The following is a 13,362-nucleotide window of genomic DNA, read 5'->3' as shown; positions in this document are numbered from 1 at the left end:
ACAGAGCCCTTCGGGTCAATCAGCCGTTATCAGCTGTAGACACGCCCCAGCAACTGGCGATGGCTTTCGAACTGATCGAGCACATCCCGGGTGATCTGCTCCGGGGTGAAGCCCATCAGGTCGTATTCCTGACTGCCGTTGTGCAGGTAGACCTCGGCGCGGTAGAAGCGCTGGCGCACTTCCGACTCGCCTTCCACCGGTGCTTCGCTCGGCGCGGCCAGGTAGCCGTCCAGGCTTACTTCGTAAACGAACGGGTTGCCTTCTTCCATGTCGATGCGCAGGCCCATGGCCGAACGCGACTGGCCGACCCGGGTCTGCACCTGGAAGCCCAGGGTCTGCAGCTGCGCGGCTGCTTCCTTGAGCGCCGGGCTGACGCGCTTGTCCATGAAGCGCTGAACGATCGCCTGGGTCGGCTGCAGGTCCAGCTGGCTCAGGCGCTCGCTGAAACCGCGACGGCCACGGGCAGCCAGTTCGGCCTGCTCCTGCTCGACCTGGCTGTCCTGTTTCATGGCCTTGTACAGGCCGAACATGAACAGCACCAGCACTACCGAGAACGGCAGTCCCGCCAGCACCACCATGGTCTGCATGGCCTGGAAGTTACCGGCCAGAAGCAAACCGATGGTGACCACGGTAATGATCGCCGACCAGAGAATACGCAGCCAGTTCGGCGCATCTTCGTCGACATGGCCGCCTTTGCAGGAAAGGTTGGCCATCATCACCGCGCCGGAGTCGGCTGGGGTCAGGAACAGTACGAAGCCAACGAAAATCGCGACACCGACCACGATCTTGGCAAACGGATAGTGCTCGAGCAGCTGGTAGATCGACATCGCCGGCTGTTCCAGCGCCGTTCGACCGAGCTCCACCGCGCCCTGGTTCATCACCAGGTCCAGTGCCGAGTTGCCGAAGATCGACAGCCAGGCCAAGGTGAAGCCCAGCGGAATCAGCAGCACGCCAGCGACCAGTTCGCGTACGGTTCGACCGCGCGAGATACGGGCAATGAACATGCCGACGAACGGGCCCCAGGAAATCCACCAGGCCCAGTAGAACACGGTCCACAGGCCCAGCCAGCGCTCGGACTTGTCACTGTCGCCTTCATAGACGTACAGGTCGAAGGTCTTTAGCACCGCGCCGTTGAGGTAGTCGCCGATGTTCTGCACGAAGCTGTTGAGCAGGTGCAGGGTCGGGCCGTTGAGCAGCACGAACAACAGCAGGCCGCTGAACAGGATGATGTTGAGGTTGGACAGGCGGCGGATGCCGTTCTCCACACCCGACACGGCGGCGATGGTCGCCACGGTGCTCATCACCAGGATCACGATCAGCAGGTTGGTGTCGCTGTGCTGCATGCCGAACAGGTATTCCAGCCCCGAGGACACCTGCATCGAACCAATACCCAGGTTGGTCACCAGGCCCAGCAGGGTCACGAACATGCCGAAGATGTCGACGGTGTGGCCCGCGGCCCCCTTGACCCAACGCTCACCGACCAGCGGGTACAGCGCCGAGCGCAGTGCCAGGGGTTGGTTGTGGCGGTAGGCGAAGTAGGCCACGGCCAGGCCGACCAGGGCATAGATTGCCCAGCCATGCAGACCCCAGTGCAGGAAGGTCAGCTGCAGGCCTTCACGGGCCGCTTGCAGGCTGGCCGGTGCGCCTTCAGGCGGGTTGAAGTAGTGATCCAGCGGCTCGGACGCGCCGAAGTACAGCAGCGAGATACCGATACCGGAGGAGAACAGCATCCCGGCCCAGGCACCGTAGCTGAAGTCCGGCTTGTCATCCTTGCCGCCAAGCTTGAGCTTGCCGAAATTGGAGAAGGCCAGAACGATGACGAACAGCAGGTAGCCGCCAATCACCAGCATGTAGTACCAGCCGAAGCTGCGCGACAACCAGGCCTGGGCCTCGTTCAGCACGCGGCCGGCGGTTTCGGGAACTGCGATCAGCAAGGCAGTCAACAGCAGGATCAACAACGTCGAGGTGAAGAACACCACGCTGTTGACCCGGACCCTCTCGGCAGGGGTCTTGATTAGGGAGGCAGAACTCATTGCACATAGGCTCCGGGCAGTGCGAGAGAAACACGAAACAATCGTTACCCAAGCAAATGGTGCAATAGCCCCACTGCTTCAGGTGTTATAAAAGCACCTTGAAAAAACCGTGATCCCGAATCGATTGCGTTGAAAAAAACAGGCCGAAAACCCCGTCCCGAGGGTTGGCCGCGCGGTGCGATACCGCTCGGCAGATCTGCTCAACGCGCCGTTTACACCCGTCAACACCTTGTATTCCGGGGGTTCCACGTCTTTTTGGGGTGCCAATTTGTGCTCACTGCAGGTAGGAAAAACCTGTCAATTGCACAGATTGTCGCAGAGCTTATTCTTTGTTGATTGAACGTTCAATCAAAACAAAATAGACTGGCCTTCGCCGAGGCAGCCGCTCGTCGACTGCTCGCAGGCCTGAGGAGATTTGCAAGATGCCCAAGGTCGGTATGCAACCCATTCGCCGCCAGCAGTTGATCGAAGCCACATTGATGGCCATCGACCAGGTCGGCATGGGTGACGCCAGCATTGCGCTGATCGCCCGTTTGGCCGGTGTGTCGAATGGCATCATCAGTCACTACTTTCAGGACAAGAACGGCCTGATCGCAGCGACCATGCGGTACTTGATGAGCGTGCTGAACGAGAACGTCGTCGCCAACCGGCAGGCGCTCAAGGACACCAGCCCGCGCGCCCACCTGCAGGTGATTATCGAAGGCAACTTCGACGCCAGCCAGGTCAACGGCCCGGCAATGAAAACCTGGTTGGCCTTCTGGGCTTCCAGCATGCACCAGCCGTCTTTGCACAGGTTGCAGCGGATCAACGATCACCGCTTGTATTCCAACCTGTGCTGCCAGTTCCGCCGCGTCCTGCCGCTGCCTGATGCACGCACCGCGGCCCGTGGCCTGGCAGCATTGATCGACGGTCTGTGGCTGCGCGGTGCGCTGTCCGGAGACGCGTTCGACACCGACCAGGCGAAACAAATCGCTTACGAATACATGGATCTACAACTGGCGAAACAGACGAGCCCGGACACGCAAAACCAGGCCTCTGAACCACCGCGCGTCGCGATTGCCAAACAAGCAGGAGCGCTGCACGGATAGCCAAACACACATATGCACTTGCGAGGACACTATGGCCCGTTTCGAACTGCAAAAACTCTACATTGATGGTGGTTATGTCGACGCTTCCAGCGACGCTACCTTCGACGCCATCAACCCGGCAAACGGCGAAGTCCTCGCCCAGGTGCAACGCGCTACCCAGGCCGACGTCGAGCGCGCCGTAGAAAGCGCCGAACGCGGCCAGAAAGTCTGGGCGGCGATGACCGCCATGCAGCGTTCGCGCATCCTGCGCCGCGCCGTCGACATCCTGCGCGAGCGCAACGATGAGCTGGCCGCCCTGGAAACCCTGGACACCGGCAAGTCCTACTCCGAAACCCGCTACGTCGACATCGTCACCGGCGCCGACGTGCTGGAATACTACGCAGGCCTGGTACCGGCCATCGAAGGCGAGCAGATCCCGCTGCGCGACAGCTCGTTCGTCTACACCCGCCGCGAGCCGCTGGGCGTGACCGCCGGTATCGGCGCCTGGAACTACCCGATCCAGATCGCCCTGTGGAAATCCGCTCCTGCCCTGGCGGCCGGTAACGCGATGATCTTCAAGCCGAGCGAAGTCACCTCGCTGACCACCCTGAAACTGGCCGAGATCTACACCGAAGCCGGCCTGCCGGACGGCGTGTTCAACGTTCTGACCGGCAGCGGCCGCGAAGTCGGCACCTGGCTGACCGAGCACCCGCGCATCGAGAAAATCTCCTTCACCGGCGGCACCACCACCGGCAAGAAGGTCATGGCCAGCGCCTCGAGCTCGACGCTCAAGGAAGTCACCATGGAACTGGGCGGCAAGTCGCCACTGATCATCTGCGACGACGCCGACCTCGATCGCGCCGCCGACATCGCCATGATGGCCAACTTCTACAGCTCGGGCCAGGTCTGCACCAACGGTACCCGCGTGTTCGTCCCTGCCTCGATGAAAGCGGCTTTCGAAGCCAAGATCGCCGAGCGCGTTGCGCGCATCCGCGTTGGCAACCCTGAAGACGAAAACACCAACTTCGGCCCGCTGGTCAGCTTCGCTCACATGGAAAGTGTGCTGGGCTACATCGCCAAGGGCAAGGAAGAAGGCGCACGCGTTCTCTGTGGCGGCGAGCGCCTGACCGCAGGCGAACTGGCCAAGGGCGCATTCGTGGCGCCGACCGTGTTCACCGACTGCCGTGACGACATGACCATCGTCAAGGAAGAGATCTTCGGCCCAGTGATGAGCATCCTCTCCTACGAGACCGAGGAAGAAGTCATCCGTCGTGCCAACGACACCGAATACGGCCTGGCCGCTGGCGTGTGCACCAACGACATCAGCCGCGCCCACCGCATCATCCACCAGCTGGAAGCCGGTATCTGCTGGATCAACGCCTGGGGCGAGTCGCCAGCCGAAATGCCGGTCGGCGGTTACAAGCAGTCCGGTGTCGGCCGTGAGAACGGCGTGAGCTCGCTGGCTCAGTACACTCGCATCAAATCCGTTCAAGTTGAGCTGGGTTCCTACAACTCGGTGTTCTGAAGCGACAAGCTTCAAGCGGCAAGCTGCAAGTCAAAGCCGGTGCGTGTTGCGCCAACCGGCTCTTGCAGCTCTCACTCATTTGCGAGCCTCGCACGACCGCATTTTCTTGCGGCTTGTAGCTTGAGGCTTGCAGCTGCTTTCGGAGAAAGCCATGGAATATGACTACATCATCGTCGGTGCCGGCTCTGCCGGTAATACCCTGGCGACCCGCCTGACCGAAGACGAAGGCGTGACTGTCCTGCTGCTCGAGGCCGGTGGCCCTGACTACCGCATGGACTTCCGCACCCAGATGCCAGCCGCGCTGGCCTTCCCGCTGCAGGGCCGCCGCTACAACTGGGCCTACGAGACCGACCCGGAGCCGCACATGGACGGCCGCCGGATGGAATGCGGTCGCGGCAAGGGCCTGGGTGGCTCGTCGCTGATCAACGGCATGTGCTACATCCGCGGCAACGCCATGGACTTCGACGGCTGGGCAAAACTGCCAGGCCTTGAGGACTGGACCTACCTGGACTGCCTGCCGTACTTCCGCAAAGCGGAAACCCGCGACATCGGCGCCAACGATTACCACGGCGGCGAAGGCCCGGTCAGCGTGACCACGCCTAAAGCCGGTAACAACCCGCTGTTCCACGCCATGGTCGAAGCCGGCGTGCAAGCCGGTTACCCGCGTACCGAAGACCTCAACGGCTACCAGCAGGAAGGTTTCGGCCCGATGGACCGTACCGTGACGCCTAAAGGCCGTCGCTCCAGCACCGCCCGCGGCTACCTGGACACCGCCAAGAAGCGCTCGACCCTGACCATCGTCACTCACGCCCTGAGCGATCGCGTGCTGTTCGACGGCAAGCGCGCCGTGGGCGTCAGCTACCTGGTCGGCGCCAGCGAAGAGCGCGTCGAAGCCCGTGCGCGCAAGGAAGTGATCGTCTGCTCCGGCGCCATCGCTTCGCCGCAACTGCTGCAACGCTCCGGCGTTGGCCCGCGTGCGCTGCTGGAAAGCCTCAACGTGCCTGTGGTTCACGACCTGCCAGGCGTGGGCGAAAACCTGCAGGACCACCTTGAGCTGTACCTGCAGTACGCCTGCACCCAGCCAGTGTCGCTGTACCCGTCGCTGCTCTGGTACAACCAGCCGGCCATCGGTGCCGAGTGGCTGTTCAAGGGCACCGGTATCGGTGCCAGCAACCAGTTCGAAGCCGGTGGTTTCATCCGTACTCGTGAAGAGTTCGAATGGCCGAACATCCAGTACCACTTCCTGCCGGTGGCGATCAATTACAACGGCAGCAACGGTGTACAGGAACACGGCTTCCAGGCCCACATGGGTTCGATGCGCTCGCCTAGCCGCGGCCGTATCCAGCTCAAGTCCAAAGACCCGCGCCAGCACCCGAGCATCCTGTTCAACTACATGGCGACCGAGCAGGACTGGCAGGAATTTCGTGACGGCATCCGCCTGACCCGCGAAATCATGGCCCAGCCTGCGCTGGACGCCTACCGTGGCCGCGAAATCAGCCCGGGCGCCGACGTGCAGACCGACGAGGAACTGGACAAGTTCATCCGCGAGCACGCCGAGACCGCGTTCCACCCGTCCTGCTCGTGCAAGATGGGCGAAGACGAGATGGCGGTGGTCGACGGCCAGGGCCGCGTGCATGGCATGCAGGGCCTGCGAGTGGTCGATGCCTCGATCATGCCGATCATCATCACCGGCAACCTCAACGCCACCACGATCATGATCGCCGAGAAAATCGCCGACAAGATCCGCAACCGCCAGCCGCTGCCACGCAGCACCGCCAAGTACTACGTCGCCAACGGCGCGCCGGTCAAAGGCAAGGCACTGCGTGAAGTGAAACAGGCTTAAGCCTCTTTCGCGGGGCAAGCCCGCTCCCACAGGTGATGTGCAATCCGTGTGGGAGCGGGCTTGACCCGCGATGAGGCCCGCCAAGGCAACACAAGAAGGCACTCCAGGGAGTGTCTTTTTTGTCCCCGCGATTAACCCTTTACAGCCCGCCAACCCCTCAGGTTAGAATCCTTGGCACGCGACCTGCTTGATATTCAAAGCAAACCGCCCCTCCTTCCTGCTTTTCCCCGGAGTACTGCCTTTGGATGCGTCCACCATCAATAGCCTGTTCTTGATCGGCGCATTGCTGGTGGGTGCAAGTATTCTGGTCAGCTCACTGTCTTCACGCCTGGGCATCCCGATCCTGGTCATCATCCTTGCGGTCGGCATGATCGCCGGGGTCGATGGTGGCGGGATCATCTTCAACAACTACCCGACCGCCTATCTGGTGGGCAACCTGGCCCTCGCGGTGATCCTCCTCGACGGCGGCCTGCGCACGCGGGTGGCGAGTTTCCGCGTGGCCCTGTGGCCGGCGCTGTCGCTGGCGACCGTCGGCGTGCTGATCACCACCGGCCTGACCGGCATGGTCGCCGCCTGGCTGTTCAACCTGAGCCTGATCCAGGGCCTGCTGATCGGCGCCATCGTCGGCTCCACCGACGCTGCGGCGGTGTTCTCGCTGCTCGGCGGCAAGGGCCTGAACGAACGGGTGACGGCAACCCTCGAAATCGAATCGGGCAGTAACGACCCGATGGCGGTGTTTCTCACCGTAACCCTGATCGACATGATCGCCAGCGGCCAGACCGGCCTGCACTGGAGCCTGCTCACTCACCTGTTGCGCGAGTTCGGCATCGGCGGCCTGCTGGGCCTGGGGGGCGGCTGGCTGATGCTGCAGCTGGTCAACCGCATCAACCTCGCCGGCGGCCTGTACCCGATCCTGGTGGTGGCCGGCGGCCTGGTGGTGTTCTCGATGACCAACGCCCTGCACGGCAGCGGCTTCCTTGCCGTGTACCTGTGTGGCCTGGTGCTGGGCAACCGCCCGATCCGCAGCCGCCACGGCATCCTGCACATGCTCGACGGCATGGCCTGGCTGGCGCAGATCGGTATGTTCCTGGTCCTCGGCCTGCTGGTGACGCCTCACGACCTGCTACCGATCGCCCTGCCGGCGCTGGGCCTGGCGCTGTGGATGATCATCTTCGCCCGGCCGCTGTCGGTGGTCGCCAGCCTGCTGCCGTTCAAGGCCTTCCATGGCCGCGAAAAAGCCTTTATCTCCTGGGTAGGCCTGCGTGGCGCGGTACCGATCATTCTGGCGGTGTTCCCGTTGATGGCCGGGCTGCCGGATGCCCAGTTGTTCTTCAACCTGGCGTTCTTCATCGTCCTGGTGTCGTTGCTGGTGCAGGGCACCAGCCTGCCCTGGGTGGCCAAGCTGCTGAAAGTGACAGTACCGCCCGACCCTGCCCCGATCTCCCGTTCGGCCCTGGAAGTGCACATCACCAGCGAGTGGGAGTTGTTCATCTATCGACTGGGCGCGGAAAAATGGTGCATCGGCGCCGCCCTGCGCGAGCTGAAAATGCCTGAAGGCACCCGTATCGCAGCGCTGTTTCGCGGTCAGCAACTGCTCCATCCGTCGGGAAGTACCACCCTGGAAGTCGACGACCTGCTCTGCGTGATCGGCCACGAACACAACCTGCCGGCCCTCGGCAAGCTGTTCAGCCAGGCACCGCAGCGTGGCCAGGACCTGCGCTTCTTTGGTGACTTCGTGCTCGAAGGTGACGCAGAACTGGGGGCTGTAGCGGCGTTGTACGGATTGAAGCTCGACGGCCAGGACCCGCACATGCCGCTCAGCCGCTTCATCGCGCAGAAGGTTGGCGGCGCACCGGTGGTCGGCGACCAGATCGAGTGGAACAGCACCTTGTGGACGGTTGCAGTGATGGAAGGGAACAAGATCCTCAAAGTGGGCGTCAAATTCCCCGAAGGAACTCGACCCGGCCCTGGATTGTTCCTTTAAACTCTGTTCTTCGCCTCTGCCTGTACGAATTTTCTGCCTATGTCCCTGCGCACGTTGTTAAGCGCAGCCCTGATCGGGCTGTGCCTGTCCTTCTCCCCGGTGTGGGCGGCTGAACCGCCAACCACGGCAGCGATCCAGCAAAGCCTGGACAAGATCACCGAACGCAAGCTGCCCGAGGCCGAACAGAAAGCCCTGCAGCAGGTGCTCGAAAAGACCCTGGCCTTCCTCGGCAACAAAGAGGACAGCGAGAAGAAGCTCACCGCGCTCAAGCACCAGCTCAACGACGCGCCGCGCCAGACCAGCGAAAACCAGCGCGAGCTGGCCAAACTCAAGGACAGCAAGGTGATCCCGGTCACCCAGCGCTACGCCGCCTCCAGCGTGCCGCAGCTGGAGCAATTGCTGGCCGAGCGCACCACCGAGCAGGGCGAACTGCAAAAAGCGCTGTCCGAGGCCAACAGCCTGACCATCACCGCGCAGACCCGGCCCGAACGGGCCCAGGCAGAAATCAGCGCCAACCAGACCCGCACCCAGCAGATCAACACCAGCCTGAAGATCGGCAAGGACGGCGGCAAGCCGCTCAGCGCCGACCAGCGCAACCAGCTCAACGCCGAACTGGCCGCGCTCAACGCCCTGACCCTGCTGCGCCGCCAGGAACTGGCCGGCAACAGCCTGCTGCAAGACCTGGGCAACAGCCAGCATGACCTGCTGATCGAGCGCGCCGCGCGCCTGGAACAGGAAATCCAGGACCTGCAGACGCTGATCAACCAGAAGCGTCTGGCCCAGTCCCAGCAAACCGTCACCGAACAGTCGATCGAAGCGCAGAAAGCTGGCGGCAGCACCCTGCTGGCCACCGAAAGCGCCGCCAACCTCAAGCTCTCCGACTACCTGCTGCGCAGCACCGACAGCCTCAACGACCTGACCCAGCAGAACCTCAAGACCAAGCAGCAGTTGGACAGCCTGACCCAGAGCGACCAGGCTCTGGACGAGCAGATCAGCGTGCTCAAGGGCAGCCTGCTGCTGTCGAAGATCCTCTACAAGCAAAAGCAGGCGCTGCCGCACCTGAAGCTCGACCGCGACCTGGCCGACCAGATCGCCGACATCCGCCTGTACCAGTTCGAGATCAACCAGCAGCGCGAGCAGATCAGCAGCCCGAGCAGCTATGTCGACAAGCTGCTCACCGCACAACCACCCGAGACCGTCACCCCGCAATTGCGCAAGGCCTTGCTGGAAGTGGCGATCACTCGCAGCGACCTGCTCGAACGCCTGAACCGTGAACTGAGCGCGCTGCTCAACGAATCAATCACTCTGCAGTTGAACCAGAAGCAACTGTTCAGCACCGCGCAGAACCTGCGTGCAACCCTTGATGAGCAGATGTTCTGGATCCCCAGCAACAAGCCGCTGGACCTGGAATGGCTGCGCAGCGTGCCCGAGCGCCTGCAGAAACAGGTGGTCAGCCTGCCCTGGGGGTCGGGCCTGCGGGAGCTGACCGACGGCCTGGCCCAGCGCCCGTTGCTGTTCCTGCCCTTGCTGTTGCTGATCGGCGCCCTGCTGTGGCGGCGCAAGTACCTGTATGCGCGCCTGACCAAGGTTCATCAGGATGTCGGCCACTTCAAGCGTGACAGCCAGTGGCACACGCCCCAGGCCATCCTGGTCAATATTCTCCTGGCCATGCCCCTGAGCCTGGGCCTGGCCCTGTGCGGCTATGCCCTGCAGGTCGACGCCCGCGGGCAGAACGCCAACCTCGCCTCGGCGCTGTTCCAGGTGGCCCAGGCCTGGCTGGTGTTCTACACCGCCTACCGGATACTCGCCCCGGGCGGCGTGGCCGAACTGCACTTTCGCTGGGAAAAGCCCCAGGTCGAATTCCTCCGTGGCTGGATCCGCCGCCTCGGCACCGTGGTCCTGGCCCTGGTCGGGGTGGTGGCGGTGGCCGAGCATCAACCCTCGGCGCTGGCTGAAGACGTGCTCGGCATCGGCGTGGTGCTGACCTGCTATGCGCTGATGGCCTGGCTGCTCAGCCGCCTGCTGCTGAGCAGCCCCACCCACCGCAACACCTCGCTGTTTCGCAAGGCCGTGGGCGTGGCCTTCACCGCGCTGCCGGTGGCGCTGTTCATCGCCGTGTGCTTTGGCTATTACTACACCGCGCTCAAGCTCACCGACCGCCTGATCGATACCCTGTACCTGCTGATGTTCTGGTTGGTGATCGAAGCCGCCTTCGTCCGCGGCCTGGCCGTGGCCGCCCGGCGCCTGGCCTACCAGCGGGCGCTGAGCAAGCGCCAGGCGGCCAAGGAAGGCCTGGATGGCGAAGTGCTGGTCGAAGAGCCGACCCTGGACATCGAACAGGTCAACCAGCAGTCCCTGCGCCTGATTCGCCTGGCCCTGCTCGGCGGCTTCATCGCCGCCCTGTACTGGGTCTGGTCGGACCTGATCAGCGTGTTCGCCTACCTCGACAACATCACCCTGTACGAGTACACCAGCGGCACCGGCGCATCCATGAGCATGGTGCCGATCAGCCTGCGCGACCTGCTGGGCGCACTGGTGATCATCGGCATCACCGTTGCCCTGGCCGGCAACTTGCCTGGCCTGCTGGAAGTGCTGGTGCTATCACGCCTGAACCTGGCCCAGGGCAGCGCCTACGCCACCACCACGTTGCTGTCCTACGTGATTGCCGGGGTCGGCTTCGTCTCTACCCTGTCAGCCTTGGGTGTCAGCTGGGACAAGCTGCAATGGCTGGTGGCCGCACTGTCGGTGGGCCTGGGCTTCGGCATGCAGGAGATCTTCGCCAACTTCATCTCCGGGATCATGATCCTGTTCGAGCGCCCGGTACGGATCGGCGACACCATCACCATCGGCAACCTCTCCGGCACGGTGAGCAAGATCCGCATTCGCGCCACCACCATCACCGACTTCGACCGCAAGGACATTATTGTCCCGAACAAGACCTTCATCACCGGGCAACTGATCAACTGGTCGCTGACCGACACCATCACCCGGGTGACCCTCAAGCTCGGCGTCGACTACGGCTCGGACCTCGACCTGGTGCGCACCCTGCTGCTCAAGGCCGCCAACGACAACCCACGGGTACTCAAGGAACCGGCGCCGATCGTCTATTTCCTCAACTTCGGCGAAAGCACCCTGGACCATGAACTGCGCATGCACGTACGCGACCTGGGCGACCGCAACCCGGTACTCGACGAGATCAACCGCTACATCAACAAAGAGTTCAAGCGGCAGCACATCAACATCTCCTTCCGGCAGATGGAGATCTACCTGAAGAACATGCAGGGCCAGGAGTACAAGATGGTCCCGGTAGAAAGCCTGGACAAGACCGTGCTGCCAACCGCCAACAACAGCGGCAAGCCCGCTGACGAAGCGCCAGGCAAACCGGCCTGACTGGACGCCAGCGGCCATACCCTTGCAGAATACTCAGGTTTTCTCCAGGAGATGGCCGTTGAAAGCCCTCGACGAACTGACGTTCGATAACCGTTTCGCCCGCCTGGGCGACGCCTTTTCTACTTCGGTACTGCCCGAGCCGATTGCCGAACCGCGCCTGGTGATCGCCAGCGAAGCGGCCATGGCGTTGCTCGACCTGGAACCAACCGAAGCCTATTCCCCGGTCTTTGCCGAACTGTTCGGCGGCCACAAACTGTGGGCCGAGGCCGAGCCGCGGGCGATGGTCTATTCCGGGCATCAGTTCGGCTCCTACAACCCACGCCTGGGCGATGGCCGTGGCCTGTTGCTGGGCGAAGTGCGCAATGACGCCGGCCAATCCTGGGACCTGCACCTCAAGGGCGCCGGGCAGACGCCGTATTCGCGTATGGGCGATGGCCGCGCGGTACTGCGCTCCTCGATCCGCGAATTCCTTGCCTCCGAAGCCCTGCCAGCCCTGGGCATCCCCAGCAGCCGGGCGCTGTGCGTGATCGGCTCAAGTACGCCGGTCTGGCGCGAAACCCAGGAGCGCGCGGCCATGCTGTTGCGCCTGGCGCCGAGCCATGTACGCTTCGGTCATTTCGAGTATTTCTATTACACCCGCCAGCCCGAGCAGCAGCGCATGCTTGCCGAGCATGTGCTCAATACGCATTTCGCCGAGTGCCGCGACGCGCCGGAACCGTACCTGGCGATGTTCCGCACCATTGTCGAGCGCAACGCCGAGCTGATTGCCCGCTGGCAGGCTTACGGCTTCTGCCACGGCGTGATGAACACCGACAACATGTCGATCCTGGGCATCACCTTCGACTTCGGCCCCTTTGCCTTCCTCGACGACTTCGACGCCAACTTCATCTGCAATCACTCCGATGACCAGGGCCGCTACAGCTACAGCAATCAGGTGCCCATCGCCCACTGGAACCTCAGCGCCCTGGCCCAGGCCCTGACGCCGTTCATCAGCGTCGAAGCGCTGAAGGAAACCCTGGGGCTGTTCCTGCCGTTGTACGAGGCCCATTACCTGGACCTGATGCGTCGGCGTCTGGGCCTGACCCGCGCGGAAGACGGCGACAAGCTGCTGATCGAACGCCTGTTGCAACTGATGCAACCGGGCGCGGTGGACTACACCCTGTTCTTCCGCCAGCTCGGCGACCAGCCTGCTGAGCAGGCGCTGCAGGTAGTGCGTGACGACTTCATCGACCTGGCCGGTTTCGACCTGTGGTCAGCCGATTACCTGGCACGCCTGCAGCGCGAGCCCGGCAACGCCGAAGGCCGCCGCGCGCGCATGCATGCGGTCAACCCGCTGTACATCCTGCGCAACTACCTGGCCCAGCGCGCCATCGAGGCGGCCGAGGGTGGTGACTACGAGGAAGTTCGCCGCCTGCACCAGGTGCTGAGCAAACCGTTCGAGGAGCAAGCGGGGATGCAAGCCTACGCCCAGCGGCCACCGGAGTGGGGCAAGCACCTGGAAATCAGCTGCTCGTCGTAAG

At 63.0% G+C, this 13,362-nt stretch carries 7 protein-coding genes; 6 read left to right on the top strand and 1 reads right to left on the bottom strand.

The genetic code is table 11. From position 1 onward, the window contains the following. Window positions 1-29: 29 nt before the first annotated feature. Complete coding sequence (gene betT / locus PspR32_RS01565) at window positions 30-2,033, bottom strand: choline BCCT transporter BetT (RefSeq protein ID WP_036995423.1); 2,004 nt, start codon at window positions 2,031-2,033, stop codon at window positions 30-32. A 422-nt stretch (window positions 2,034-2,455) separates the two neighbouring features. On the opposite strand from betT, the gene betI reads away from it, so the two are divergent. From betI to selO, 6 genes are all read left to right on the top strand, one after another. After that, on the top strand, window positions 2,456-3,121 hold the full coding sequence (gene betI, locus PspR32_RS01560; RefSeq protein ID WP_010222276.1) for a transcriptional regulator BetI: 666 nt from the start codon (window positions 2,456-2,458) through the stop codon (window positions 3,119-3,121). Window positions 3,122-3,152: 31 nt separating this feature from the next. Next, window positions 3,153-4,625 (top strand): betaine-aldehyde dehydrogenase, encoded by a 1,473-nt coding sequence (gene betB / locus PspR32_RS01555; RefSeq protein WP_010222275.1) that lies wholly within the window; start codon window positions 3,153-3,155, stop codon window positions 4,623-4,625. A 151-nt stretch (window positions 4,626-4,776) separates the two neighbouring features. Then, window positions 4,777-6,468, top strand: coding sequence for a choline dehydrogenase (gene betA, locus PspR32_RS01550; protein WP_100782629.1), 1,692 nt, complete (start codon window positions 4,777-4,779; stop codon window positions 6,466-6,468). Window positions 6,469-6,709: 241 nt separating this feature from the next. After that, complete coding sequence (locus tag PspR32_RS01545) at window positions 6,710-8,452, top strand: potassium/proton antiporter (RefSeq protein WP_159388008.1); 1,743 nt, start codon at window positions 6,710-6,712, stop codon at window positions 8,450-8,452. A 39-nt stretch (window positions 8,453-8,491) separates the two neighbouring features. Beyond that, window positions 8,492-11,842: a mechanosensitive channel MscK gene (gene mscK, locus PspR32_RS01540; RefSeq protein WP_036995421.1), complete on the top strand. Its 3,351-nt coding sequence runs from the start codon at window positions 8,492-8,494 to the stop codon at window positions 11,840-11,842. Between the two features lie 58 nt (window positions 11,843-11,900). Then, window positions 11,901-13,361: a protein adenylyltransferase SelO gene (gene selO, locus PspR32_RS01535; protein WP_036995420.1), complete on the top strand. Its 1,461-nt coding sequence runs from the start codon at window positions 11,901-11,903 to the stop codon at window positions 13,359-13,361. Window position 13,362: the final 1 nt, after the last annotated feature.

This window comes from Pseudomonas sp. R32 (assembly GCF_009866705.1).
Taxonomy (GTDB): domain Bacteria; phylum Pseudomonadota; class Gammaproteobacteria; order Pseudomonadales; family Pseudomonadaceae; genus Aquipseudomonas; species Aquipseudomonas donghuensis.
This window is presented reverse-complemented; position numbering and strand designations above follow the sequence as displayed.